The sequence below is a fragment of the Variovorax sp. YR752 genome (assembly GCF_943372545.1).
The window spans coordinates 1-22,575 of record NZ_CALRZC010000062.1; the positions used below are offsets into that span (position 1 = coordinate 1).

The 22,575-nt window shown below is 67.6% G+C and carries 24 protein-coding genes, 3 tRNA genes and 1 pseudogene; 7 read left to right on the plus strand and 21 right to left on the minus strand.

What is annotated here, in order from left to right; all coding sequences use genetic code 11:
* The 4 genes from AAG801_RS16400 to AAG801_RS16415 all read left to right on the plus strand — a co-directional run.
* A partial coding sequence (locus tag AAG801_RS16400) for an aminopeptidase N C-terminal domain-containing protein (RefSeq protein ID WP_341889325.1) occupies positions 1-316 on the plus strand: 316 nt, incomplete at its 5' end.
* Between the two features lie 132 nt (positions 317-448).
* A complete protein-coding gene (locus AAG801_RS16405) occupies positions 449-1,462 on the plus strand; it encodes a class 1 fructose-bisphosphatase (RefSeq protein ID WP_341889326.1) in 1,014 nt (337 codons plus the stop codon).
* 25 nt (positions 1,463-1,487) lie between these two features.
* Positions 1,488-1,563 (plus strand) — tRNA-Thr (locus tag AAG801_RS16410).
* A gap of 199 nt (positions 1,564-1,762) precedes the next feature.
* Entirely contained in the window at positions 1,763-2,761 is a 999-nt protein-coding gene (locus tag AAG801_RS16415) for an HNH endonuclease (RefSeq protein WP_341889327.1), read from the plus strand.
* Positions 2,762-2,838: 77 nt separating this feature from the next.
* Here AAG801_RS16415 and AAG801_RS16420 read toward each other — a convergent pair whose 3' ends face one another.
* The 3 genes from AAG801_RS16420 to AAG801_RS16430 all read right to left on the minus strand — a co-directional run bounded on the left by AAG801_RS16420 (position 2,839) and on the right by AAG801_RS16430 (position 4,255).
* Positions 2,839-3,096: a hypothetical protein gene (locus tag AAG801_RS16420; protein WP_341889328.1), complete on the minus strand. Its 258-nt coding sequence runs from the start codon at positions 3,094-3,096 to the stop codon at positions 2,839-2,841.
* 291 nt (positions 3,097-3,387) lie between these two features.
* Positions 3,388-3,585: a hypothetical protein gene (locus tag AAG801_RS16425; protein ID WP_341889329.1), complete on the minus strand. Its 198-nt coding sequence runs from the start codon at positions 3,583-3,585 to the stop codon at positions 3,388-3,390.
* Positions 3,586-3,832: 247 nt separating this feature from the next.
* Positions 3,833-4,255 (minus strand): hypothetical protein, encoded by a 423-nt coding sequence (locus AAG801_RS16430; protein ID WP_341889330.1) that lies wholly within the window; start codon positions 4,253-4,255, stop codon positions 3,833-3,835.
* A gap of 109 nt (positions 4,256-4,364) precedes the next feature.
* On the opposite strand from AAG801_RS16430, the gene AAG801_RS16435 reads away from it, so the two are divergent.
* The gene (locus AAG801_RS16435; RefSeq protein ID WP_153282581.1) at positions 4,365-4,541 is read left to right on the plus strand and encodes a hypothetical protein; all 177 of its coding nucleotides are present in this window, start codon (positions 4,365-4,367) and stop codon (positions 4,539-4,541) included.
* Positions 4,542-4,703: 162 nt separating this feature from the next.
* Here the strand turns inward: AAG801_RS16435 and AAG801_RS16440 are convergent, their stop codons facing one another.
* The 4 genes from AAG801_RS16440 to AAG801_RS16455 all read right to left on the minus strand — a co-directional run bounded on the left by AAG801_RS16440 (position 4,704) and on the right by AAG801_RS16455 (position 5,865).
* Positions 4,704-5,267: an HNH endonuclease gene (locus AAG801_RS16440; RefSeq protein WP_341889331.1), complete on the minus strand. Its 564-nt coding sequence runs from the start codon at positions 5,265-5,267 to the stop codon at positions 4,704-4,706.
* A 43-nt stretch (positions 5,268-5,310) separates the two neighbouring features.
* Positions 5,311-5,384: transfer RNA gene (locus AAG801_RS16445), tRNA-His, on the minus strand.
* Positions 5,385-5,427: 43 nt separating this feature from the next.
* Positions 5,428-5,640 carry a short-chain dehydrogenase gene (locus AAG801_RS16450; RefSeq protein ID WP_101489357.1) on the minus strand — a complete coding sequence of 71 codons (213 nt, stop codon included), beginning with the start codon at positions 5,638-5,640 and terminating at the stop codon, positions 5,428-5,430.
* A gap of 148 nt (positions 5,641-5,788) precedes the next feature.
* Positions 5,789-5,865 (minus strand) — tRNA-Pro (locus AAG801_RS16455).
* Between the two features lie 282 nt (positions 5,866-6,147).
* Here AAG801_RS16455 and AAG801_RS16460 point away from each other — a divergent pair.
* Together AAG801_RS16460 and AAG801_RS16465 are read left to right on the plus strand one after the other, a co-directional pair.
* On the plus strand, positions 6,148-6,477 hold the full coding sequence (locus tag AAG801_RS16460; protein ID WP_143605972.1) for a hypothetical protein: 330 nt from the start codon (positions 6,148-6,150) through the stop codon (positions 6,475-6,477).
* 3 nt (positions 6,478-6,480) lie between these two features.
* Complete coding sequence (locus AAG801_RS16465) at positions 6,481-6,897, plus strand: hypothetical protein (RefSeq protein WP_341889332.1); 417 nt, start codon at positions 6,481-6,483, stop codon at positions 6,895-6,897.
* 6 nt (positions 6,898-6,903) lie between these two features.
* Here AAG801_RS16465 and AAG801_RS16470 read toward each other — a convergent pair whose 3' ends face one another.
* The 14 genes and pseudogenes from AAG801_RS16470 to AAG801_RS16535 form a co-directional block, all read right to left on the minus strand.
* The gene (locus tag AAG801_RS16470; protein ID WP_341889333.1) at positions 6,904-7,371 is read right to left on the minus strand and encodes a thioesterase family protein; all 468 of its coding nucleotides are present in this window, start codon (positions 7,369-7,371) and stop codon (positions 6,904-6,906) included.
* Positions 7,368-7,904 (minus strand): MarR family transcriptional regulator, encoded by a 537-nt coding sequence (locus AAG801_RS16475; protein WP_099791713.1) that lies wholly within the window; start codon positions 7,902-7,904, stop codon positions 7,368-7,370. The genes AAG801_RS16470 and AAG801_RS16475 overlap by 4 nt, the downstream gene beginning before the upstream one ends.
* The gene (locus AAG801_RS16480) at positions 7,901-8,677 is read right to left on the minus strand and encodes an SDR family NAD(P)-dependent oxidoreductase (protein ID WP_341889334.1); all 777 of its coding nucleotides are present in this window, start codon (positions 8,675-8,677) and stop codon (positions 7,901-7,903) included. The genes AAG801_RS16475 and AAG801_RS16480 overlap by 4 nt, the downstream gene beginning before the upstream one ends.
* Before the next feature lie 53 nt (positions 8,678-8,730).
* Positions 8,731-9,480, minus strand: a complete 750-nt coding sequence (locus tag AAG801_RS16485; RefSeq protein WP_341889335.1) for an SDR family NAD(P)-dependent oxidoreductase — start codon at positions 9,478-9,480, stop codon at positions 8,731-8,733.
* Entirely contained in the window at positions 9,480-11,066 is a 1,587-nt protein-coding gene (locus AAG801_RS16490) for an ATP-dependent acyl-CoA ligase (protein ID WP_341889336.1), read from the minus strand. Before AAG801_RS16490 ends, AAG801_RS16485 begins: the two co-directional genes overlap by 1 nt.
* Positions 11,056-11,787 (minus strand): ABC transporter ATP-binding protein, encoded by a 732-nt coding sequence (locus AAG801_RS16495; RefSeq protein ID WP_101489351.1) that lies wholly within the window; start codon positions 11,785-11,787, stop codon positions 11,056-11,058. The genes AAG801_RS16490 and AAG801_RS16495 overlap by 11 nt, the downstream gene beginning before the upstream one ends.
* Positions 11,787-13,571 (minus strand): annotated as a pseudogene (locus AAG801_RS16500) (branched-chain amino acid ABC transporter ATP-binding protein/permease); the annotation flags it as partial. The gene AAG801_RS16495 and the pseudogene AAG801_RS16500, both read right to left, overlap by 1 nt.
* Positions 13,568-14,623, minus strand: a complete 1,056-nt coding sequence (locus tag AAG801_RS16505; protein WP_101489349.1) for a branched-chain amino acid ABC transporter permease — start codon at positions 14,621-14,623, stop codon at positions 13,568-13,570. The pseudogene AAG801_RS16500 and the gene AAG801_RS16505, both read right to left, overlap by 4 nt.
* Positions 14,624-14,678: 55 nt before the next feature.
* The gene (locus AAG801_RS16510; RefSeq protein WP_341889337.1) at positions 14,679-15,842 is read right to left on the minus strand and encodes an ABC transporter substrate-binding protein; all 1,164 of its coding nucleotides are present in this window, start codon (positions 15,840-15,842) and stop codon (positions 14,679-14,681) included.
* 39 nt (positions 15,843-15,881) lie between these two features.
* Complete coding sequence (locus tag AAG801_RS16515) at positions 15,882-16,346, minus strand: aromatic-ring-hydroxylating dioxygenase subunit beta (RefSeq protein WP_341889338.1); 465 nt, start codon at positions 16,344-16,346, stop codon at positions 15,882-15,884.
* Positions 16,343-17,662: an aromatic ring-hydroxylating dioxygenase subunit alpha gene (locus tag AAG801_RS16520; protein ID WP_341889339.1), complete on the minus strand. Its 1,320-nt coding sequence runs from the start codon at positions 17,660-17,662 to the stop codon at positions 16,343-16,345. The genes AAG801_RS16515 and AAG801_RS16520 overlap by 4 nt, the downstream gene beginning before the upstream one ends.
* A 26-nt stretch (positions 17,663-17,688) precedes the next feature.
* On the minus strand, positions 17,689-18,831 hold the full coding sequence (locus AAG801_RS16525; protein WP_341889340.1) for an ABC transporter substrate-binding protein: 1,143 nt from the start codon (positions 18,829-18,831) through the stop codon (positions 17,689-17,691).
* Between the two features lie 42 nt (positions 18,832-18,873).
* Positions 18,874-21,330, minus strand: a complete 2,457-nt coding sequence (locus tag AAG801_RS16530) for a penicillin acylase family protein (RefSeq protein WP_341889341.1) — start codon at positions 21,328-21,330, stop codon at positions 18,874-18,876.
* Positions 21,331-21,367: 37 nt separating this feature from the next.
* Complete coding sequence (locus tag AAG801_RS16535; RefSeq protein WP_341889342.1) at positions 21,368-22,534, minus strand: ABC transporter substrate-binding protein; 1,167 nt, start codon at positions 22,532-22,534, stop codon at positions 21,368-21,370.
* Between the last annotated feature and the right edge of the window lie 41 nt (positions 22,535-22,575).

Below are 22,575 nucleotides of genomic sequence, written 5' to 3' on the forward strand. Positions count from 1 at the left end.
CATGAAGCACCCCGACTTCTCGCTGAAGAACCCCAACCGCGCGCGCAGCGTGATCTTCAGCTACTGCAGCGGCAACCCCGGCGCCTTCCACCGCGCCGACGCGGCCGGCTATGTGTTCTGGAGCGACCGCGTGATCGAGCTCGACGCCATCAACCCCCAGGTGGCCGCCCGCCTCGCGCGCGCGCTCGACCGCTGGAGCAAGCTGGCCGAGCCGTACCGCAGCGCCGCACGCGAAGCCATTGCCCGCGTGGCTGCCAAGCCCGACCTGAGCAAGGACACCCACGAAGTCGTCACCCGCGCCCTTGCCGGTAATTGAGCTCTCCCCCAGGCTTCGCGCACTTCGTGTCGCTTCTCCAACCCCCTCACCGGGGGCAACACCAGCGGCCCGGCAAAGCCGGTTCCGCGGTGTTCCACGAACAGACCCTCTCATTTGGATAGGACAGATCCCATGGCTCAACAAAAAATCTCCTTCACCCGCTACCTCGTCGAACAGCAACGCGCCGACGGCCTCATTCCCGGCCAGCTTCGCCTGTTGCTCGAAGTGGTCGCCCGCGCCTGCAAGAGCATCAGCCAGGCCGTCAACAAGGGCGCGCTGGGTGGCGTGCTCGGCACCGCCGAGAGCGAGAACGTGCAAGGCGAGATCCAGAAGAAGCTGGACATCATCGCCAACGAAGTGCTCATTGAAGCCAACGAATGGGGCGGCCACCTCGCGGCCATGGCCAGCGAAGAGATGGAAACCATCCACGTGGTGCCCAACCGCTACCCGCAGGGCGAATACCTGCTCATGTTCGACCCGCTCGACGGCAGCAGCAACATCGACGTCAACGTGAGCATCGGCACCATCTTCAGCGTACTGAAGAAGCCCGACGACACCCCCGGCGTGCAGGAAGCCGACTTTCTGCAGCCCGGCACCCAGCAAGTGGCCGCCGGCTACTGCATCTACGGCCCGCAGACCACCCTCGTGCTCACCGTGGGCAACGGCGTGGCCATGTTCACGCTCGACCGCGAGCAAGGCAGCTTCGTGCTCACGCAGGAAGACATCCAGATTCCGGCCGATACGAAAGAATTTGCCATCAACATGAGCAACATGCGCCACTGGGACGAGCCCGTGAAGCGCTACATCGACGAATGCCTGGCCGGCAAGGAAGGCCCGCGCGGCAAGGACTTCAACATGCGCTGGATTGCCAGCATGGTGGCCGACGTGCACCGCATCCTGATGCGCGGCGGCGTCTTCATGTACCCGTGGGACAAGCGCGAGCCCGAAAAGGCCGGCAAGCTGCGCCTGATGTACGAGGCCAACCCTATGAGCTGGCTCATCGAGCAGGCCGGCGGCGCCGCCACCAACGGCAAGCAGCGCATCCTCGACCTGAAGCCCACCAAACTGCACGAGCGCGTGAGCGTGATGTTGGGTTCGCGTCACGAAGTGGAGCGTTTGACGCAGTACCACGCCGAGAAGCCTTGATTTCTTGGCTATAATCTGAGGCTTCGCCGGTGTAGCTCAGTCGGTAGAGCAGCTCATTCGTAATGAGAAGGTCGGGTGTTCGATTCATCTCTCCGGCACCAAATCAAAAGCCCCGCTATTTTTTCGATAGCGGGGCTTTTTCTTTGATTGGTCCACGTCCCTTGGGCTTCTTCCAACTCGCGCTCGGTCCCCGTGGAACGACCCTCCGTGGGACCCATCGGCATCGGAGATGCGGAAACGGGATCGCCGGATAGGGGCTGTCAGCTAGCATCTCAAATTCAAAGAGGAGCGTGAGGCACCATGGCGTCCGACGACCGATTTAAGCAGGCACTCATCAGTACGCTGGCTAAGCGTGCTGCGAACCAATGTTCGAACCCAGATTGCGAGGCCATCACCAGTGGGCCTTCAGCCATAGCTCTTGAATCGATAAATGTTGGCGAGGCCGCTCACATCTACGGCGCAAACCCTGGATCTGCTCGTTACGACCCCGATATGACTTCTGCCGACAGAAGCTCGATATCGAATGCAATTTGGCTCTGTGGCAACTGCCACAAGTTGATTGATGACGACCCGATCCGCTATCCCGCAGGTCTCCTGTTCGAGTGGCAACGCGATCATGAATCGCGCATCGCAGAGCGAGTGGGCAAGGCCGGTGTTGCCGCCAGGCGGAGGTACGAGGCCCGCCACTTAGAGGAATTTGGGCGTCTTAGCTATCGCGCTGAGCGTCTAATTAGTGAAAAGGACAGCGCGTGGGAGTACCGACTTACATCCGAGGTGCTTCGCTTCGAGATGGCGCCCATCCTGCAACGCTGGGATGCCCTTCAAAAGGGGCTCTATATCAAGCCCATTGCGCGGATCGGGCGGGACGACTTTATTCCGTGGTTCTTGTCTCGAATTGCTGAAGTCAAGGCGATTGCGGGCGCCTTAACATCCCTGATAAACGACGAGTTTTCTCGAGCTTGGGGCGAGCCTGGTTTGCCCGGAAGCGATGTAGAAATCGTTGCCACTTCCCGCCTTTTCGCTGAAATTTGTCAGAGTGCGCTGACATGGGAGGAGACCGTTCGTTTTGTAGCGCCAGATGATCTTTTTGAAGAATTACTCTCGCTGTTCACGGGGACGGCCGGACGAATGGTCGATCAGGCCAAAAGACTTCCGGAGTTCCTATCGAACACCGTTGCAGATGACAATGCGTCCGGCCGCTACGAACTCAACCTAGTCTTCTCTCTTTCCGACGGCTGGGAGGATCGGATGGACGCTGCTATGGCACGGGTCAGAACGAAACTGCTTGGCAGCCTTTGAGGACTAAATGCTCGATAGGCAACAAGTGCCGACACAAAGAGACTTCCGTTGAGCCAGCGGAGTCAAACAAGGTTGTGTCATTGCGATTCGCCCCTGGTTGCGAACTGCTCAAACAACCGTGCCGCATCCCTGGCCAGGTCTGCTGCAATCCACATAATCTTGTCTCGATGCGACGCGCCAATCGCCTCGAACCACTCGCCCTCGTCCCCATAACAGCAACTCAGCAAAGACTGCAGCTGGGTCAGCTTGTTCTCTAGGATGTCTGACGCGTCCGGCTGGTGGACCACGTCGTGGGATGCAGGCGCGTTTCGCCCGGCGATAATTCGATCAGCCATTTGATGTGCTCGCTTTCCAAAGTCAGTGCACGTTGCTTGGTCAGACGGTCAGGGTGTTAGCGCACCCTGGCCGTCGCCTTTTGTGCCTCACATCGACATCGCTGCGGTGTGCATCGATGTCCCGCCGTGAGGCGCGGCGGTCGTTCAAATGTAGGGAGAGAAGCGCGTCAGCGGAAGCCTCACACGGTGAACAAATGAGGACTCGCGTCGACTTTGTGGAACGTGCGATGTGCTCGTGATGAATTCAACGATGCCGACGTTTGAGCGGTGCTCTGCTTGACCTCACTCAACTCAGCGAACGTCATGCAGCTTGTGGTCTGAGCCCATCGCCTGGAGTGCTTCGAGCGAAAGACCGGCCTTCTCATGCGCGGTGACAACTGGCGTGTCGACCTTGCGCGTTTTTCCATTACTCATCTCGCGCGCCGACTGCGCAAGCAACGCATCGAAGTCCTGGCTTGCTTCGAAGGCAGCCAGTTCGGCGTCACTCATTGACTGTTTCTGCGGCATTACGCGACTTCCTCAAGGTTTCGCCAAAGATCCAATCAAGGTTCGCCTTGGCATGGATCAACAACAGGACAACTGCACTGGGCTTGGTGCGGTTGAAGCACCCCGCTCATATGTCACTGCTCTTGCGTGGTCAGCGCACCTTACGCGCTCCGCACAACTTCTGAACGAGATCCTCAGCTGCAAGCGGAATTGCTTTACGAGTCGATCAACAACCGACTCTGCGAACCATTCACTCGCTTCGCCCAGCCCCCGCCTCCCACGCCTCCACCCGCCGCACCAACACATCCCGCCGCGCCGCCACCTCCGCCAACAGGTACTGCCGCGCCTGCTCTTGTGCCACGTCGCTCGACAGAAACCACTGCTCGCGCTCGGCGCTGCCTTGCGGTGGCGGCGTGCCCCACCCTGCTTCGCCAGAAGCGCCCCGGAAGGCTTCAGTCATGGGCAGGCGGCCGTCGGTCTTGCCGATGTCCGACAGCGCATCGGGCGGGCCGTCGAGGGCGATGCGCACGTGCACGACGCTCTCGCCCTCGGTGCGGATCGATGCGCCCAGGCCGCCCTCGCGGTGCACGCGCCACAGCTCGGCCGCGGAGGCGTTGCGGACCCAGCTCTCCAAGGCGCGGACCAGGCTCTCGAGAATGATCTGTTGGTTCATGGGGAATATTTCACCCGGTTCTGCCGGGTGTCGGCAAGCAGCCACGGTGCGAATAGGCCAAAAGGCCGTTGTAACTTCTTGCCTTGGCGCCTGCGCTATATTTCTTGGCATGGAAAAGGCATCCGACATAGGCAAACCCACGGTTCCGATCGATCTGATCGGGCCGGAGCATTGGGCCCGTTCACGGCGCGGCCCTCGCCGTACGACGAAGGTGCTCTTCATCTTGATCGGCGGGCTCGCAGCAGCCACCGCAGTGGCCTACAGCTTCTTCGGCGCGGGGCGCTGAACACAAGCAAACAGACGAACAAGCCGCTCCCGTCTTCATTCTTCACCCACACACGCATCGCTCGCGCACCGCGAGCCTCACAAGGCAAAGCCCGCTGTCCGTTGATCCAACGGGCAGCGGGCTTTTCTCTTTCTGCGCATGCACGCGCATGTGCGCGTGGCGCTACTGCAGCCGCGAGCCACGCGGCAGGCGCTTGGCCAGCCACTCATGCACGTCCGCGCGGATGTTGCGGCCTTCGAGCAGGAAGTTCTCGAAGCGGCTCGGCACGTACGGCAGGTAGACCAGCGGCATGCCCGCTTCTTCGGGCGTGCGCGCGGCCTTGCGGTTGTTGCAGACGGCGCAGGCGCTCACGAGGTTGGTCCAGCTCCACGGGCCGCCGCGCGACTCGGGCATGACGTGTTCGCACTGCAGGTCGCGGTCGGCGAACACCTGTGCGCAGTACGCGCAGGTGTGGCGGTCGCGGCGCAGCAGCTTGGCCTTGGTCACGCCGGGCACGACGTCGAACAGGTTGATCTTCGACGCACCGCGCAGCGCGATGATGGGCGCGACGTCGATGCGCGACTGCACACCGCGCGCCACGTTGAAGCCGCCGCGCAGCGTGGCCAGCGGCAGCGCGCCGTCTTCCCAGGCGACGCTGCCGGTGGCGTAGTGCAACACCGCCTGCTCCAGCGAGATCCAGGCTTGCGGCGTGCCCTGAATGTCGAGTTGCAGGACGTGAGAGTGCATGATGAATCGCCTCCCTTCGCGGCGATGGTTGGTTGTGAACGGTTGGGGTGCACGAACGGAATCGAACCGTTGTCAGCGGGACCACAACCCGCGGCTCTGCCATTGAGCTACACGCACCATTGAAAAGAAGAAAAGAAAGAAAACGAGCGGCGCCGGCCTGCTACCACTCGCCCGACGCGCGCACGCGCTGGTCGAGGTCGAGGCTGTCGAGTGGCGCCTCGGTGCCGTCCGGCAATGCCGACGCGCGGTACGCGATGGCACGCGGCCCGAGCCCCACGCCGAAGCGCTGGGCCAGCGACCACACCATGTGCCTGCGCGGCAGCGGTGACGGGTGCACGGCGATCATCCGGATCGGTGTGTTGCGCTTGCGCATGAGGGCCTCCTTGGTGAGTGACAGAAAATTAAAAGCAACGACTTGAAAAATGTCCGGTGACGGGTTCCGGCGCCGCCCAATCTTTGCGGCCGGTTTCCGCGGGAGGGCCACGCGTTGGCATGGCCCGGTCCCGCTCGGGTGTGGTCCGTGGTCCGTGCGGCAGGAGTTGAACCTGCGACCCTCTGGTCCCAAACCAGATGCGCTACCAGGCTGCGCCACACACGGAAGAAAAACAAAAAAGCCTGCCGCGCTTCCATTTCGGTTGTGTCCTCACGCGACGGGCCGCGCGCTGGGCGCGGCCCCGTCAAACGTCGCTGCACAGGAGTGATCAACTCATGCACATCCCGCCAGACCGTCGACGCGGCAATTTCTGGCGGTGGGGTGAAGGCACACCCGAAATGGAAAGCGGCAAAACAAAAAGGCCCGGAACCTTGCGGTGTCCGGGCCTCTTTGCGAGAGAGCTTGAGAGATGCGCGCCTACGCGCGACCTCCACCCGGGGGCACCTGATGAGCCTCGAACTGACCACCCACGCGCAGACGGGCTGCGGCTTGGGTGGCGTACGCGGTGTTCAGATGCGAAGACAACGACAGGGGCGACGGCATGTCGAAACCATGGCAGAACCCGACGCGCACGAGCGGTCGGCCCGAGGCGGGTCGAATGCTGGTGAGAGTCAGTGCGGTGTTCACGATGGTTCCTGGTCAAAAATTGCCGCTGTCGGCTGTAAGGGGTTGGAAAAAAGGGACGGCTGGTGCCGTGAATTGGAGGCAACTGTAAAGAGTGTTTACGGCGACGTCAACAACCGGGACAATCTTTTCTTGTCTTGTTGTTGTTTTTGAACAGTGCCCCATACCACCGTCGCGCGCCGCCGCAATGCGCTTGTGCTGCATCGCCGCTTTCTCGAGGACGCCGTCGCGGCGGGCCTGCCCGCCAAGGGGCTCGACCAGGCCTTCGCACGCAAGATCGAAATCTCTCCGAGCATGTGGAGCCAGATCAAGAGTGCGCGGCCCATCGGCGACAAGCTCGCACGGCAGATCGAACGGCACTGCGACGTGGCCGCCGGTTGGCTCGACGAAGACAACACACCGCCTTCAGAAGCGCCGCCCGATGCGGCGGAAGAACGCTTCGTGGCCGCCGCGCGTGAGGCGTGGCGCCAGGCCAATGCGAAGGGAAAGCGGGAGCTCAGCGGCTGGCTGAAGAAGCACGCGCAGGAGAAGAAGGCGCTCGAGCCTGCCGACAGCCCTGCGCGAGCGCCCTAGCCTTTCTCAGGCCTTGCCGGTCGCCTCGGCAGCAGCCAACGCCGGCGCATCGCGCAGGATGGCCGCACGCATGTCGTCCGGCACGGCGATGGCGCGGTGGGTGTCGAGCGAGGTCGTCACCAGCACCTGCCGCACCTGCATGCGCAGCTCGCCCGTGGTGGGCTCGAAGCAGCGCAACGACAGCGTGATCGAGCGCGAGCCCAGTTGCGCGACCGAGAGGCCGAGCATCACGCGGTCGCCCATGCGGCTCACGGCGCGAAAGTCGGCGTCGAGCTTCACGGTCGGCAGGCCGACGCGGCGCTCGCCGATGAGTGCGTGGTAGCCCACGCCGAGCCCGTCGCTCACCCAGTCTTCGACCAGGCCGTTGAGCATCACGAAGTACTGCGGATAGAAAACGATGCCCGCCGGGTCGCAGTCAGAAAAGCGGATCAGGCGCGGGCGCTGGAACTCCACACCACCGCCCTCGCCGCTCATGCGCGAGCTTCCTCGCCCGCGCCGTCGCCGCGCATCACGTGCACGCGCAGCAGCCCGAGCTGGCTGTGCATCTGCTTGACGGTCTTCATGTCCAGGCCCGAGAACATCTCGAGGATCCACTGCTCGTGCTCGGTGGCCATGGCCTCGAAGGCGGTGCGGCCGGTGGGCGTGAGGCTCACGATCCAGGCGCGGCGGTCGTCGGGGCTGGGGGCGCGCGCCACCACGCCTTCGCGCTCGAGCTCGTCGGTCAGGCCGGTGACGTTGCCGCCGGTCACCATCAGGTAGCGCGAGAGCACGCGCATCTTCAGGCCGTCTTTGTAGCGGTACAGCTGCGCCATGTAGTCGAAGCGCGCCAGCGAGATGCCGAAGCGCTCGCGCAGACGGCGCCGGATCTCGGCCTCGATCTGCGTGGTGCTCGCGAGCATGCGCAGCCACAGCTTGAGCATGGCGTGGTCTTCATGGCCGGCGCGGCCTTCGTGGCCGAGTTCTTCGGCGTCGCTCAGCACGGCATGCGAGGCATCGTTGCGGTTCATGTGACTTCTCCTCCGGAAACGGAGATCGATTGGCCGGTGACCGACGCGGCGCCGTCGCCGCACAGCCAGCGCACGGCATCGGCCACTTCGGCGGGCTGCACGATGCGCTTCTGCGGGTTCACGCTGGAGAACTCGGCCAGCGCATCGGCTTCGCTGCGGCCGGTCTTGCCGACCACGTTGGCGACGCTGTTGCGCAGGATGTCGGTGTCGGTGTAGCCCGGGCACACGGCGTTCACGGTGATGCCCTTGCGCGCCACTTCGAGCGCCACCGAACGCGTGAGGCCGATCACGCCGTGCTTGGCGGCGGTGTAGGCCGACACGTAGGCGTAGCCCTTCTGCCCCGCGGTGCTGGCGATGTTGACGATGCGGCCCCAGCCGGCGTCGAGCATGTCGGGCAGCGCGGCCTGTGCGCACAGGAAGCTGCCGGTGAGGTTGACCGACAGCATGCGCTGCCACAGCTCGACCGAGGTCTTCAGGAACGGCGCGCTTTCGGCGGCGCCCGCGTTGTTGACCAGCACGGTCACCGCGCCGCGCTCGGCCCGCGCTTGCGCAAAGGCCGACTGCACAGCCTCTGGGTCGGCCACGTCGGCCGCCACCACGCCGTGGCCGCTGCCCGCGAGGGTCTCGGCCACGCGTTGCAGGGCCTGCGCGTCGCGGCCCAGCAGGGTCAGCTTGGCGCCCTGGGCGGCAAGGGTGCGGGCGATCTCTGCGCCGATGCCGCGAGCGGCGCCGGTGACGAGGGCATGACGGCCAGTGAGCGAATTTGTGTGCATACCTGAATGGTTTAGTTCTGAATCATTTTAGCCGTTTGCGCCCCGGCGTGGTGCTACCGCATGAAACGCCCGCCGTTGAGGTCCAGCGTCGCGCCGGTCATGAAGGCTGCGGCCGGCGAGGCCAGGTAGACGACGGCGGCGGCCACCTCGTCGGCCAGCCCGAAGCGGCCGAGCGGAATGCCGGCCTTCAGCGCCTGCTGCCGCTCGGGCGCCAGCGCAGCGAGCGCGGGGCTGTCGATGGCGGCGGGTGCCAGCGCGTTCACGGTCACGCCGTGCGGCGCCAGTTCCTGCGCAAAGGCTCGCGTCAGCGCCAGCAGGCCGGCCTTGCTGGCCGCGTAGTGCACGCCGGTGGCGCTGCTGACCTGCTGCCCCGCCAGCGAGGCCAGGTTGACGATGCGGCCCGCGCCGCGTGCGCGCATGTGCCTTCCGGCGATGCGGCAGCCGAAGAAGCTGCCGCGCAGGTTGATGGCAAGCACGTCGTCCCACTCGGCGGGCGTGATGTCCCACAGCGACGTGGTCGGCGTGCGAGCCGCGTTGTTCACGAGGATGTCGACGCCGCCGAAGTGCGCCACGGCCTGCGCGAAGCGGTCGTTGAAGGCCTGCTCGTCGCGCACGTCGAGCGGCAGCGCGAGGCCGTTCACCTCGGCGGCAACGGCCTGGGCGTTGACTTCGTCGATGTCGGCCAGCGCGACGCGCGCACCGGCCTGCGCCAGCCCGCGCGCGATGGCCGCGCCCAGCCCCTGCGCCGCGCCGGTCACGAAGGCCACGCGGCCTGCCAGCGGAAGCGCGGTGGCGTGCGTCATCAGGCCTTCGCGGGCCGACCGTCCCAGGTCTGCGGCCCCACGCCGCGCTCGCGCAGCTTGAACTTCTGCACCTTGCCGTTCTCGGTGCGCGGCAGGTCGAGCACGAGGTCGATGTAGCGCGGCACCGCGAAGTACGGCAGCCGGCCTTCGCAGAAGCGCGCCAGCTCGGCCGGGTCGATGACCGCGCCATCGCGTGCCACCAGCGCGGCCATCACCTCGTCTTCGGCCAGCTCGGAGCGCACGGGGTACACCGCGCACGAGGCCACGCCGGGGTGGCTCAGCAGCACCTGCTCGACCTCGAAGGACGAGATGTTCTCGCCGCGCCGGCGGATCGCGTCCTTGATGCGGTCGACAAAGCGGAACGCGCCGTCGGCATCGCGCACCACGCGATCGCCGGTGTGGAACCACAGGTTGCGCCAGGCCTCGACGGTCTTCTCGGGCATGTGGAAGTAGCCGCTGGCAAAGGCATAGGGCTCGTCCGCACGCAGCAGCAGTTCGCCGGCCTCGCCGGGCGGCAGCGGCACGTCGTCTTCGTCGGCCACGCAGGCCTGGAAACCGGGGCGCAGCCAGCCCATGACACCACCGCGCAGCGAATCGGGCGCGGTGGCAATCGCGAAGTTGGTCTCGGTCGAGCCGTAGCCTTCGAGCAGCGACACGCCCGTGCGCGCCTGGAAGGCCTGCCCCGCCGCCGCAGGCACGCCGGGCCCGAGGCCGGTGCGCACGCGATGGTGGCGCTCGCCCTCGCCTTCGGGCTGCGCCAGCAAGATGGGCACCATCGCGCCGAGCAGGTAGACCACGGTCGCGCCGTTGGCGCGCATCGCCGGCCAGAAGCCCGAGGCGGAGAAACGCGATTCGAACACCACCTCAGCCCCGGTGAGTGCAGCCTGCGCAAAGGTGTTGAGCGCGTTGATGTGGAACAGCGGCAGCGTGGTGCACAGCACGTCGTCGCGGCCCACGCCGAGCACCTCGGCGCTGTTCACGCCCCACCAGAAGTACTGCGCCTGCGGGCAGATGACGCCCTTGGCCGGGCCCGTGGTGCCCGAGGTGTAGAGGATGGCGAGCGGGTCGCCCGGCTGCACCGTGGTGGGCGGCAGGGCCTGTGCGCCCGGCGGGTAGGCCGACACGCGCACGCCGGCGGGCGGCGTCCACGGCGCTTCGGCCTCACCCACCACCCACACCTCGCGCAGCGCCGTGCGGGACAGGTCGGCCGTCGCCAGCCGCTCCAGAAACCCCGCCTCGATCACCAGCAGCTTCGCCTCGCTGTTCGCGAGGAAGTATTCGATCTGCGGCCCCATCGACGCGGTGTTGACCGGCACGACCGACGCACCGAGCCAGCCAGCCCCGAGGAAGGTGTCGAGAAACTCGATGCGGTTGCCGCACATCACGGCGATGCGGTCGCCACGCGCCACATCATGCTGTGCGAGCGCACCGGCGCGCGTGGCCGCCGCGTCGGCCGCATCGGCATGCGTCCATTGCCGGCCCGCGATGCGCAGCAGCGGGCGGCTGCCGAACAGCGCCGCCTGCCGCTGCAGCATGGCGGGCAGCGTGCGTTGCGACGGCGGCACCGCGCGCGGGTCACTCGTCATCGTGCGTGCCTCCGCCGAGGTAGGTGGCCTGCACGCGCGGGTCGCTGGCCAGTTCGGCCGACGCGCCCGAGAGCGCGATCTCGCCGGTCTCCAGCACATAACCTTCGTCGGAGCTTTCGAGCGCGGCGCGCGCGTTCTGCTCCACCAGCAGGATCGACACGCCGTCGTCGCGCAGCTTGCGCACGATGGTGAGGATGTCGCGCACGATCAGCGGCGCCAGGCCCAGGCTGGGCTCGTCGAGCATGAGCAGGCGCGGCGCCGACATGAGCGCGCGGCCCACCGCCAGCATCTGCCGCTCGCCGCCCGAGAGCGTGTCGGCGCGTTGCGCGCGGCGCTCGGCCAAGCGCGGAAAGCGGTCGTATACCGACTGCAGCTGCCGCTTCATCGCGTCGCCGCGCAGCCGCTTGGCATAGGCGCCGAGCTGCAGGTTGTCGAGCACGGTGAGTTCGCCGAACAGTTCGCGGCGCTCGGGCACGAGGCACAGGCCGCGCTCCACGCGCGACTCCACGTCCAGGCCCTGCAGGTCTTCGCCTTCGAAGCGCAGCGTGCCCTTGCACGGCAGCAGACCCATGGCCGCGGCCAGCAGCGTGGTCTTGCCCGCGCCGTTGGGGCCGATCACCGAGATGATCTGGCCCGGCTGCACGTCGAGCGACACGCCGCGCACCGCCTCCACTTGCCCATAGGACACGTGCAGATCACCAATCTCCAGCATCGCGGTCATACGACGCTCCCGAGGTAAGCCGCCTGCACACGCTCGTCGGCGCGCACCGCCGACGGCACGCCCTCCACGAGCTTGGAGCCGAAGTTCATCACCACCAAACGGTCCACCAGTTTCATCACGAAGTCCATGTCGTGTTCGACGATCAGGATGGTCACGCCCTCCTCGCGCAGCTTGCGCAGCAGGTCGCCCAGGGCCATCTTTTCCTTGCGGCGCAGGCCGGCCGCGGGCTCGTCGAGCACGAGCAGCACGGGGTCGGCGGCCAGCGCACGCGCGATTTCCAGGATGCGCTGCGTGCCCAGCGGCAGGCTGCCCGCGAGCTCGTTCGCGCGGTCGCCCAGGCCGATGCGGTCGAGCTGGCGCTGCGCCTCCTGCAGGATCTGGCTTTCTTCCGTGCGATCGAGCCGCAGGCCGGCCTTCAGGATGCCCGAGCGCGTGCGCGAGTGCGCGCCCAGCGCCACGTTGTCGAGCAGGCTCATGTGCGGGCGCAGCTTCACGTGCTGGAAGGTGCGCGCCAGCCCGAGCCGCGCCACCGCGCGCTGCGGCATGCCGGCGATGTCGTGCTCGAGAAAGCGCACCTGGCCCGCGCTCATCGGCAGCGTGCAGGTCAGCAGGTTGAACATGGTCGACTTGCCCGCGCCGTTGGGCCCGATGAGGCCGACGATCTCGCCCGCCTTGACGTCGAAGCTCACGTCGTTCACTGCCACCAGCCCGCCGAAGCGCTTGACCACGCCGTTGACCGACAGCACCGGCGTGCCGCGCGCCGGCAGCTGCCGGTGCGGCAGCGGTTCGACCGGTGCGCCGGCGTAGCGCGAGGCGCCCTGCGTCGCACCGCGCCGACGCGTCCAGCGGCGCAGCAGGCCCATCACGCCGCCGCGCGCGAAGTGCAGCAGCAGGATGAACAGCGCCGCGAAGGCCACGGCCTCCAGCTGGCCCGCGCGCTGCGTGAGCATCGGCAGCACGTCCTGCAGGCCGTTCTTCAGCACCAGCACCAGGGCCGCGCCCACGAGCGCACCCGAGAGCTGCCCGAGCCCGCCGGCCACCGCCATCAGCAGGTACTCGATGCTCATGCGCACGTCGAAGGGCGACGGGCTCACGAAGCGGTTCATGTGCGCATAGAGCCAGCCCGCCAGCCCCGCGAACAGCGCCGCCGTGACGAACAGCGACAGCCGCACGCGGTACGCATCCGCCCCCACGCTCGCCAGCAGCGTGGCGCCGCCGCGCAGCCCGCGAATGGCGCGGCCGGGGCGCGACTGCAGCAGGTTGTGGCTGAACAGGCAGGCCAGCCCGACCACCACCCAGATCAGGTAGTACATCGCACGCGGGTCGGCCAGCGACCAGCCGCCGATCTGCAACGCCGGAATGTTCGACAGGCCCGTGTGGCGCCCGAGCGCATCGACGTTGCCGAACAGCATCGCGATCGACAGCCCCCAGGCGATCGTGCTCAGCGGCAGAAAGTGCCCGCCCAGGCGCAAGGTGAGCATGCCGATGGCCAGTGCCGACAGGCCCGTGAGCAGCAGCGCGAACAAGAGGCCGAGCCACGGCGATAGGCCCTGCGCGGTGGTGAGCCACGCCGTGGCATAGGCCGCAATGCCCACGAAGGCCGCCTGGCCGAACGAGGTGGCGCCGCCCACGCCGGTGAGCAGCACCAGGCCCAGCGCCACCAGCGCACCGATGCCGATGTCGTTCAGCAGCGAGACCGTGAAGCTGCCCGCCACGGCCGGCACCAAGGCCAGCACGACGACGACGCCCGCGATCCACGCCATGCGTTTCGTGTTGCCGTTCATTGGTCCACCTCGTCTTCTTCCTCTTCCGAATGGGCCGCCATGAAGGAGCGCAGCATGAGCACCGGGATCAGCAGGCTGAACACGATCACGTCTTTCAGCGCGCCGCTCCAGAACGACGCAAAGCTCTCGACCACACCGACCGCCAGCGCGCCGATGGCCGTCATCGGATAGCTCACGAGCCCACCGATGATCGCGGCCACGAAGGCCTTCAGCCCGATGATGAAACCCGAGTCGTAGTACATGGTGGTCACCGGCGCAATCAGCACGCCGATGAGCCCCGCCAGCAGCGAAGCGCAGCCGTAGGCCAGCAGCGCCGTGCGCACCGGCCGGATGCCGACCAGCCGCGCACCCACGCGGTTCACGGCCGTGGCGCGCAGCGCCTTGCCGGCCACCGTGCGCTCGAACACCAGGAAGAACAGCCCGCTCAGCACGACCGCCGCCCCCACCATCAGCACCACCTGGCCGCTGACCGTGAAGCCGTCGCCCAGCGTGAACACCGCGCTCGTGAGCGGCGTGGTGCGCGAGCCTTCAGGCCCGAAGAACAGCAGGCCCAGGCCCGAGAGCAGAAAGTGCAGCGCGAGCGACACGATCAGCAGCACCAGCACCGAGGCATCGGCGATCGGCTGGAACACCACGCGCGCCAGCAGCGGCGCGATGGGCACCACCAGCAGCACGGCCACCGCGATGTGCACGGCCACCGGCACGCCGGGCCGCGCCGCCAGCCAGGCGAGCACGCACGGAATGGCGGGCAGCACGCCCCACATCAGCACCGCCTTCGGTATGCGCGCGGTCTCGCCGCGCCGCAGCAGGCTGCCGACTTCGGTGGCCAGCGCCAGCGCGGCCAGCACCGCGACCATGCCGATGGTCGGCGGCACGCGGCCGGTTTCGAAGGCCGCCAGCGACAGGGCGGCAAAGGCCGCGATGTCGCCGAACGGCACGAACACCACCCGCGTGACCGAGAAGATCAGCACCAGCCCGAGGCCGGCGAGCAGATAGACGGCACCGTTGGCCAGGCCGTCGGTGACGAGGATCAGCGCCACGTCCCAGTTCATAGAAAAACCTCTGTCGGAGTCATCGTTGTCGTTGTCGTGAAGGAAAACAGGAGATTCAAGGGGCGAGCTTCCATTGGCCGTTGTCGAGCTTGACGATCACGCGGGCGCGCTCGTCCACGCCGTACAGGCTGCCGGGCTTGAAGGTGTAGACGCCGTGCGTGCCGACCACTTCCTTGGTGCTGAAGATCGCGTCGCGCAGCGCCACGCGGAACTCGGGCGTGCCCGGCTCGGCCTTCTTCATGGCGCGCGAGGCGGCATCGACAAACACCAGCCAGCCGTCGAACGAATAGGCCGAGAAGGCGTCGCTCGTGGGTGCGTTGTTGACCTTCTGGAACACGGCGCGGAAGTCGGTCGCGATCTTCTTGGTCGGATAGTCGGCCGGCAGCTGCTCGGCGACGATCACCGGGCCCGTGGGCATCAGCGCGTTCTGGCCGGCCGCGCCGACCACGCGCACGAAGTCGGGGTTGATGAGGCCGTGCTGGCCGTACACGCCGCCCTTGAAGCCGCGCTCCTGCAGCGCCAGGAACGGCAGCGCGCCCGGCGTGCCAGCGCCGCCGGTCATCACCGCGTCGGGGCGCAGCGCCACGATCTTCAGCACCTGGCCCGTCACCGACGAATCGCCGCGCGCATAGCGCTCGTTGCTCACCACCTTGATGCCGGCGGCGGGCGCGGCCTTGTTGAGGGCCTCGTACACCAGGTCGCCCCAGGCGTCGGAGAAACCGATGTAGCCCACGGTCTTGACGTTGTTGCGCTTCATGCGCTCGATCACGGCATCGATCATGAGCTGCGTGGGCTGCGCCACCGTCATGACCCACGGGTTCTCGTTCGGGTCGAGCAGGATGGGCGTGAGGCCGATCATCGGCGTCCTGGCCTCCTTGCCCACCTGCGCCATCGCGATGGCCGACGGCACGCCCGAGGTGCCCATGAGCACGTCGACCTTTTCGTCCTCGATGAGCTTGCGCGCGTTGCGCCCGGCCGTGGTCGGGTCGGAGCCGTCGTCCAGCACCACGAGCTGGATCTTTCGTCCGTTGACCTCACCCTTGTAGGCCAGCGCGGCCTGCATGCCCTTGGCATAGGGCACGCCCAGCGAGGAGTTGGGCCCCGACAGCGACACGCTGAGACCGACCTTGAGGTCGGCCGCCAGCGCGCTCGCCACACCACAGGCGGTCAGCGCTGCGGCGAGGGCACCGCGCGTCAAGGTCTGCATCAGGTTCTTCATGTCGTAGCTCCAGAGAGGATGGTTAGAAGGACAGGTCACTCAGATGAACAACTGGATCGCGGGCAACGCGCGCGTGGCGTTGAGCAGGTCGATGCGCTTCTCGCGGATGGCCCAGCCCGTGGGGGTGCGGATGAGGTGGTGGCGGGCGGTGCCGCTCAACAGGATCTGGTCGTCGCCGCGCGCCTCGACGTAGAGGAACGGCGTGCGCAGACGAACTTCGTCGGCGGCTTCTTCCTCGATGCGTGACGGCTGCAGCACATGCTGGCTGTGGCTGGCCGGATGCTGCGAATGGGCGCGCGGGTTCTTCAGCCGCTCCACGCGCAGCTGCAGCAGCAGCCGGTCTTCGTAGGCCAGCGAGTTGTGCGAGAACGGATCGGCCTGCGCCGCGCCGAGCAGCGGCACCCAGTAGTGGCCGTCGTCGGCGAACAGGGCCAGCCAGTCGTCGAAACGGCGCTCGTCGAGCAAGGCTGCTTCGTGGGCGATGAAGTCGCGCGGGTCGTTCATGCCGCAGCCTCCACCGTCATCGCCTTCGCCCATGCGCGGAACTGGTTGCGCATCAGCAGCTCGTTGGTGCCGTTGGTGGTCACCGTGGCCTGCTGCGTCTCGGCCGGGTCGTGGTTGCGGTGCAGGCTGACCCATTCGTTGCCACCGGCGCGCAGGCCCTGCTGGATGCTCTCGAACAGGTGCACGTCGTCGTGCGCGACCACCGACATGGGCGAGAACACGAGCCGGTTGTAGCTCATGGCGCGCTCGAACAGCAGCGCGGGCGCACCGGCCGCGCGGAAGCTCCAGGCCTCGATGAGCGTGCGGTTGGCCGCCAGCGGGCGGATCACGCGGATGGCCTGCGGCGAGCCCTTGACCGACAGGCTCGGGTACAGCACCGAGTTCTGCGGCGAGCGCTGCAGGATGTCGGTGGCGCGCGCCACGCCGTGCGCGGCCTGCATCGCGGCCTCGTACTCGGGCAGCTGCGCGTAGTTGGAGTGGATGCTGAAGTTCACGCCCAGCACGCTGTGGCCGTTGGCGAACACGCGCCCGCCCATCTTGTCGAAGAACTCGTAGCCCGAGCCGAAGGGCAATATCTGCTCCATCGCCATCGGCTTGGGGTCGGAAGGCGCGTGGCCTTCCCACAGCGCCTCGGCGGCCTTGGTGGCCGACTCGTGCGTCGACATCGGGTGCACCGTGTCGTTGATGTTCTCCAGGTACATCTTCCAGTTGCAATGGACGATGTTGCGCAGCACGCCGCCGCCCACGCTGAGCTTGCCCTCGGGCGAGCGGTCGACCATGTTGTCGAGGGCGCCGAGCACGTCGCCGAAGTAGTCCTCGAACGACGGGCCCGTGTCCGCGAGGCGCACGAACACGAAGTCGCGGTACACCTTCACGTGCTTCACCACCGACAGCCCCTGCCCCGACTCGCAGGCCTTGAGCTGCGTGCCCTCGTAGCCGTTCTTCAGCGGCAGGCCCAGCGGCGCGCCGTCGAGCTTGTAGGTCCAGGCGTGGTACGGGCAGCGAAAGAAGCGGCCGGTGTTGCCGCTTTCGTCGGTCACGAGCTGCGTGCCCTTGTGGGCGCAGCGGTTGTACATGACGTGCACCGCGCCGTCGGGCTGGCGCACCATGAGCAGCGGGCGCCCCGCGATCTCCTGCGTGACGAAATCGCCCGCCTCCGGCACCTGGCTCGCATGGCCCAGAAAGACCCAGGTGTTGGCGAACAGGCGCTCCTGCTCCAGCGCGAACAGCTCGTCGCTCAGGTACAGGTCGCGGTGCACCCGGTCGTCGCGGACCAGCGCCGCGACGAGATCGGGGCGGTTGCGGTAGGTGGTCATGGCGGTGGGCTCCGACTACGCCGGGATCAGGGAACGAGCTTCCACTGGCCCTTGTTCATCTGCACGATGACCACGCCGCGCTGGTCCGAGCCGTAGCGGTCGTCGAGCTTGAAGGTGTAGATGCCGTGCGTGCCCACCAGCTCCTTCGTGCCCACGATGGCATCGCGCAGCGCCGTGCGGTACTGCGGCGTGCCGGGCTCACCCTTGGTGCGCGAGGCCGCGTCGGCCAGCAGCAGGTAGGCGTCGTAGGTGTACGACGAGAACGCATCGGTGGGCACCGCGCCGTTCACCTTCTGGTAGGCGTTGCGAAAGCCCATCGCGACCTTCTTGATGGGGTTGCTGTCGGGCAGCTGGTCGGCCACCAGCACCGGGCCGCTGGGCACCTGCAGGCCTTCGATGGCCGCACCGCCCACGCGCACGAAGTCGGCATTGATGAGGCCGTGCGTGCCGTAGATCTTGCCCTTGTAGCCGCGCTCGGCCAATGCCAGGTAAGGCAGCGCGCCCGGCGTGCCGGAGTTGCCCGCGAACACCGCGTCGGGCCGCGCCGCGACGATCTTCAGGATCTGCCCGGCCACCGACGAATCGCTGCGCGCATAGCGCTCGTTCGCCACCACCTTGATGCCGGCGGTGGCCGCGCTCTTCATGAGCGAGTCGTAGGCCAGGTCGCCCAGTGCGTCCGAGAAACCGATGAAGGCGACCGTCTTCACGCCCGACTTCTGCATGCGTTCGACCACGCCCGCCACCATGAGCGGGAACGGCTGCGACACGGTGACGGTCCACGCGCCTTCCGCGCCCGGGATGGTCACGGGCGTGGGCGAGATGAGCGGCGTGTTGAGTTCGCGCGCCACCGAGGCGATGGCCATCGCGCCCGGCACGCCCGAGGTGCCGATGAGCACGTCGACCTTGTCTTCCGTCACCAGCTTGCGCGCGTTGCGCCCGGCCGTGGTCGGGTCCGATGCATCGTCGAGCACGATGAGCTGCACCTTGCGCCCGCCGATCTCGGGCCGCTCGGCGATGGCCGCGCGGATGCCCTTCTCGTACGGCACGCCCAGCGCCGCGACCGGCCCCGAGAGCGAGCTGATGAAGCCGATCTTGAGGTCTGCGGCCGCCGCACCGACGGCGGTGAAGGCGGCCAGCAGCGCGAGGCCAAGGCGGGAGATTTTCTTCATGGGAGCTTCCTCTTCGGGGGTTGGAATGGAGACGAGGGACGGTCAGTAGCGCAGGGTGCGGCGCGATTCGAGGTCGGCGTCGACCTGCGCGGGCGTGAGCCGCTCCGGCTTGCATTCGAAGCGCTCGAACAGCGCCAGCTGGTCGCCGTGGTGGCGGTCGCGCACGCCGGCAGGGCTCACGAAGCCGCTCTGCCCCGGCGCTGCGACCGAGCACATGTCGAGCGCGCCCGGACGCATCACCACGCGGTAGTTCAGCGTGCCGCGGTTCATGTAGGGGCTGACCTCGGGCTCGTCGCCCGCGCCGGCCCACGGCACGCCGATGGCGTTGATGCGCGAGAAGCGATGCCGCACCACGGGCGTGGTCCACGCGGCCATGTCGGGCCCGAGGCGCGTGCGCAGCTCGCCCACCGCATCGGTCAGCGCCGCGCGCACCATCGTGCGCGGGTCTTGCCCGTTGAAGAAGTCGTGGCGCTGCGGCACGCCCGACGCCGGGCCGCTCAGCGCGTTCCACAGCAGCTTGGCCACCGCCGCCGGCTGCGCGCTGCCCGGCGAGCCGCGCGGCGTGAGCGTGGGGTAGCCGAGGTTGGCGTAGGTGGCGAACACGGCCGGCGGCAGGTCGTCGGCCAGCAGGCGCCGCGACATCGCACCCAGCCACGCGCGCAGCACGGTGGTGGCGCGGTTGTCGTAGACCTCACCGCCCGGGGCGACGCGGTTCTTCAGGTCCCAGTTCGCGAGCAGGTCGGCCGCGCGGCGCGCGGGGTCGCCCGCCGGCAGGCCCTTCGCCGCATCGACGATGAGGGGCACGAAGTAGCGCGCGTTCAGGTCGGCCAGCGCTGCGCCCTGGCTCACGCGCCAGATCTCGTCGGCGCCCAGCTTGGCCGTGCCCTGCAGCTGCGCGTGGATTTCGGCGACACGGTCGACGTGCGAGAAGTTCGCGCCGTCCGCGCGCAGGCCTTCGGCGATCTGGTTGTTCCAGCTCGCGAGGTAGCCCTGCGCGGGGTTGTAGGCGCGCGGGTTGGCGCTGAATGGCAGGCTGCCCTGCCACTCCATGCTGCCGTCGCCGCGCGCGGGAAAGCGGATGTCCTGCGTGGCCGGGCGGCGCGGCATGCGGCCCAGGCCGACGGCGCCGATGTTGCCCGCCACGTCGGCATAGAACCAGGTGATGGACGCCGCCACGCGCTCGCCCTGCGCAAGAAAGCCCGACCAGTCGCGCGCCCGTGCGGCATGCGCCCAGCCGAGCATGGTCTCGACCTCGCGGCCCTGCCAGGTGCTGCGCGCGGTGTAGGCGCGGCCGTTGTCCACGTCCCAGCTCTGCACGAAGCCGTGCACCGTGGCGTAGATTTCCACGCTCTGCGGCGCGGCGCCCTTCACGCGGATGACGTCGGTGCGCCGGGTCATCGGGCGGTAAGCGCCGTCGTACCTGTATTCGTAGCGGTTGGCCGGGTTCAGCGTTTCCTGGTAGGTGTCGTTGGTGTCGAGCGAGCCCACCGTCGAACCCCAGGCGATGGTGCCGTTGGTGCCGAACAGCACCGGCAGCAGGCCGATGGGCGTGAGGCCCGTGAGGTCGTAGCCCGCGCCGTGCAGGCCGATGCCGTGCACGAACGAGGGGTTGTTGAAGCCCTGCTGCGGGCCGTTGTACAGAACGGCCACGCCTTCCTTGGTGCGCGAAGGGCCGAGCACCCACGCGTTGCTGGCGGTCGGCATGCCTTCGGTGGCGGCCAGGCCCATGCGGGTGACCTGCGTGGCACGGAAGTCGGCGGCGGCCTGCGTGGAGACCGGCGCGAGCGCGGCGTCGCCGGGCTCGGCGCGCGCCAGCTTGTTGGGGTTGCCGCGCGGCACGATGGTCGGCGCGGTCGGGTCTTCGAGCCAGCGCAGCTGCTCGTAGAGCTGCAGGCCGGCGACGTCGCCGCGCGCGGCCTTGAGCTGGTTGAGCAGCGAGAGGTTGGCCACCTCGGCGGTGCCCGCGAAGAAGCGGTTGAGGATCAGGCCGATCCAGACCATGGCCACGTCGTCGGCGGTCCAGGGTGCCGGCTCGAAGCCGTTGTCGATGAACTCGCGCGGCATCAGCTTTGCGCGGTCGGCCAGCACGTCGCGGATGCGCGCGTTGACGCCCGCGGCGTAGCCTTCGAACAGGGCGCGGTCGTCGGCGCTCAGCGCATCGATCTGGCGGCGGATCGACACCGGATCGATGTTGGAGCGCGTCGCCTTGTCGGTCGCCACGAACTCGGCCCCCAGCACCTCGGCCACGCTGCCGTTGCCCGAGCGCCGCGCCATCTCCAGCTGGTAGAGCCGGTCTTCGGCGACGGCATAGCCGAAGCCGTGAAACAGGCCGCGCGTGTCGCTGGCGTAGACGTGCGGCACGCCGTAGCGGTCGCGCTTGATGGTGACTTCGCCACCACCGCTCGGTGCGGTGGCGGCGCAGCCGGCCAGCAGCGCGGCGGCGAACAGGACGGTGCCGGTCGCGCGCCGGCGACACGAAGCGCGAAGAAGCGGGTGCATGGGGTGGGTGCCGTTCATCGGGTCAACGGGCGGGCGTTCAGGGCACCAGCTTCCACTGGCCCTTCTCGAGCTTCACGACGACGCGCGAGCGCTCGTCCGAGCCGTAGCGGTCGGTCGGCTTGAAGTTGTAGACGCTGTGCGTGCCCACCAGCTCCTTGATGCTCACGATGGCGTCGCGCAGCGCCAGGCGGAACTGCGGCGTGCCGGGCTCGGCCTTGGTGGCGAGCGCGCGCTGGGCGGCGTCCAGGTACACCAGCCATGCGTCGAAGGTGTAAGCCGAGAAGGCGTCGGTCGGCGGCGCGCCGTTGGCTTTCTGGTACGCCGCACGGAAGTCCATCGACACCTTGCGGATCGGGTTGTCGTTGGGCAGCTGCTCGGCCACGATCACCGGACCGGTGGGGGCCAGCAGGCCTTCGACCGATGCACCACCCACGCGCACGAAGTCGGGGTTGATGAGCGCGTGCATGCCGTAGATCTGGCCCTTGTAGCCGCGCTCCGCGAGCGCCAGGTACGGCAGTGCTCCGGGCGTGCCCGAGGTGCCGGTGATCACCGCGTCGGGGCGCAGCGCCACGATCTTCAGCACCTGGCCCGTCACCGACGAATCGCCGCGCGCATAGCGCTCGTTCGACACGATCTTGATGCCGGCCGGCTCGGCGCTCTTTTGCAGCGCGCCGTACACCAGGTCGCCCCAGGCGTCGGAGAAGCCGATGTAGCCGACCGTCTTCACGCCCGACTTCTTCATGCGCTCGACCACCGCGCTCACCATGAGCGGTGCGGGCTGAGGCAGCGTGACCATCCACGCGCCCTCGTCGCCCGGCAGGTTCGCGTTGGCGATGGAGATCAGCGGCGTCTTGGTTTCGCGCGCCACACCGGCAATGGCCAGCGCACCGGGCGAGCCGGCCGTGCCGATGATCACGTCGACCTTGTCCTCGTCGATCATCTTGCGGGCGTTGCGCGCGGCCGTGGTCGGGTCGGACGCATCGTCGAGCTGCACCAGCTGGATCTTGCGGCCACCGAGTTCGGCCTTGTAGGCGAGCGCGGCCTTCATGCCCTTTTCGTAGGGAATGCCGAGCGACGACACCGGCCCCGACAGCGACGTGATGAAACCGACCTTGAGATCGGCGGCCCAGGCGCCGGTGGCGCTCAGCGCGCCGAGGCCCGCGACAACGGCCGCGAGGGTGCGAATTCGGTTCATGACTTTCATGGCGGTGCTCCAGAGGTGATGTTTTTGAACGGAACGAAACG

Bases quoted from the DNA above. Each gene is read 5' to 3' on its own strand.
- AAG801_RS16405 (WP_341889326.1), top strand. From the start codon at position 449: ATGGCTCAACAAAAAATCTCCTTCACCCGCTACCTCGTCGAACAGCAA.
- AAG801_RS16415 (WP_341889327.1), top strand. From the start codon at position 1,763: ATGGCGTCCGACGACCGATTTAAGCAGGCACTCATCAGTACGCTGGCT.
- AAG801_RS16420 (WP_341889328.1), bottom strand. From the start codon at position 3,096: ATGGCTGATCGAATTATCGCCGGGCGAAACGCGCCTGCATCCCACGAC.
- AAG801_RS16425 (WP_341889329.1), bottom strand. From the start codon at position 3,585: ATGAGTGACGCCGAACTGGCTGCCTTCGAAGCAAGCCAGGACTTCGAT.
- AAG801_RS16430 (WP_341889330.1), bottom strand. From the start codon at position 4,255: ATGAACCAACAGATCATTCTCGAGAGCCTGGTCCGCGCCTTGGAGAGC.
- AAG801_RS16435 (WP_153282581.1), top strand. From the start codon at position 4,365: ATGGAAAAGGCATCCGACATAGGCAAACCCACGGTTCCGATCGATCTG.
- AAG801_RS16440 (WP_341889331.1), bottom strand. From the start codon at position 5,267: ATGCACTCTCACGTCCTGCAACTCGACATTCAGGGCACGCCGCAAGCC.
- AAG801_RS16450 (WP_101489357.1), bottom strand. From the start codon at position 5,640: ATGCGCAAGCGCAACACACCGATCCGGATGATCGCCGTGCACCCGTCA.
- AAG801_RS16460 (WP_143605972.1), top strand. From the start codon at position 6,148: ATGAGCCTCGAACTGACCACCCACGCGCAGACGGGCTGCGGCTTGGGT.
- AAG801_RS16470 (WP_341889333.1), bottom strand. From the start codon at position 7,371: ATGAGCGGCGAGGGCGGTGGTGTGGAGTTCCAGCGCCCGCGCCTGATC.
- AAG801_RS16475 (WP_099791713.1), bottom strand. From the start codon at position 7,904: ATGAACCGCAACGATGCCTCGCATGCCGTGCTGAGCGACGCCGAAGAA.
- AAG801_RS16480 (WP_341889334.1), bottom strand. From the start codon at position 8,677: ATGCACACAAATTCGCTCACTGGCCGTCATGCCCTCGTCACCGGCGCC.
- AAG801_RS16485 (WP_341889335.1), bottom strand. From the start codon at position 9,480: ATGACGCACGCCACCGCGCTTCCGCTGGCAGGCCGCGTGGCCTTCGTG.
- AAG801_RS16490 (WP_341889336.1), bottom strand. From the start codon at position 11,066: ATGACGAGTGACCCGCGCGCGGTGCCGCCGTCGCAACGCACGCTGCCC.
- AAG801_RS16495 (WP_101489351.1), bottom strand. From the start codon at position 11,787: ATGACCGCGATGCTGGAGATTGGTGATCTGCACGTGTCCTATGGGCAA.
- AAG801_RS16505 (WP_101489349.1), bottom strand. From the start codon at position 14,623: ATGAACTGGGACGTGGCGCTGATCCTCGTCACCGACGGCCTGGCCAAC.
- AAG801_RS16510 (WP_341889337.1), bottom strand. From the start codon at position 15,842: ATGAAGAACCTGATGCAGACCTTGACGCGCGGTGCCCTCGCCGCAGCG.
- AAG801_RS16515 (WP_341889338.1), bottom strand. From the start codon at position 16,346: ATGAACGACCCGCGCGACTTCATCGCCCACGAAGCAGCCTTGCTCGAC.
- AAG801_RS16520 (WP_341889339.1), bottom strand. From the start codon at position 17,662: ATGACCACCTACCGCAACCGCCCCGATCTCGTCGCGGCGCTGGTCCGC.
- AAG801_RS16525 (WP_341889340.1), bottom strand. From the start codon at position 18,831: ATGAAGAAAATCTCCCGCCTTGGCCTCGCGCTGCTGGCCGCCTTCACC.
- AAG801_RS16530 (WP_341889341.1), bottom strand. From the start codon at position 21,330: ATGCACCCGCTTCTTCGCGCTTCGTGTCGCCGGCGCGCGACCGGCACC.
- AAG801_RS16535 (WP_341889342.1), bottom strand. From the start codon at position 22,534: ATGAAAGTCATGAACCGAATTCGCACCCTCGCGGCCGTTGTCGCGGGC.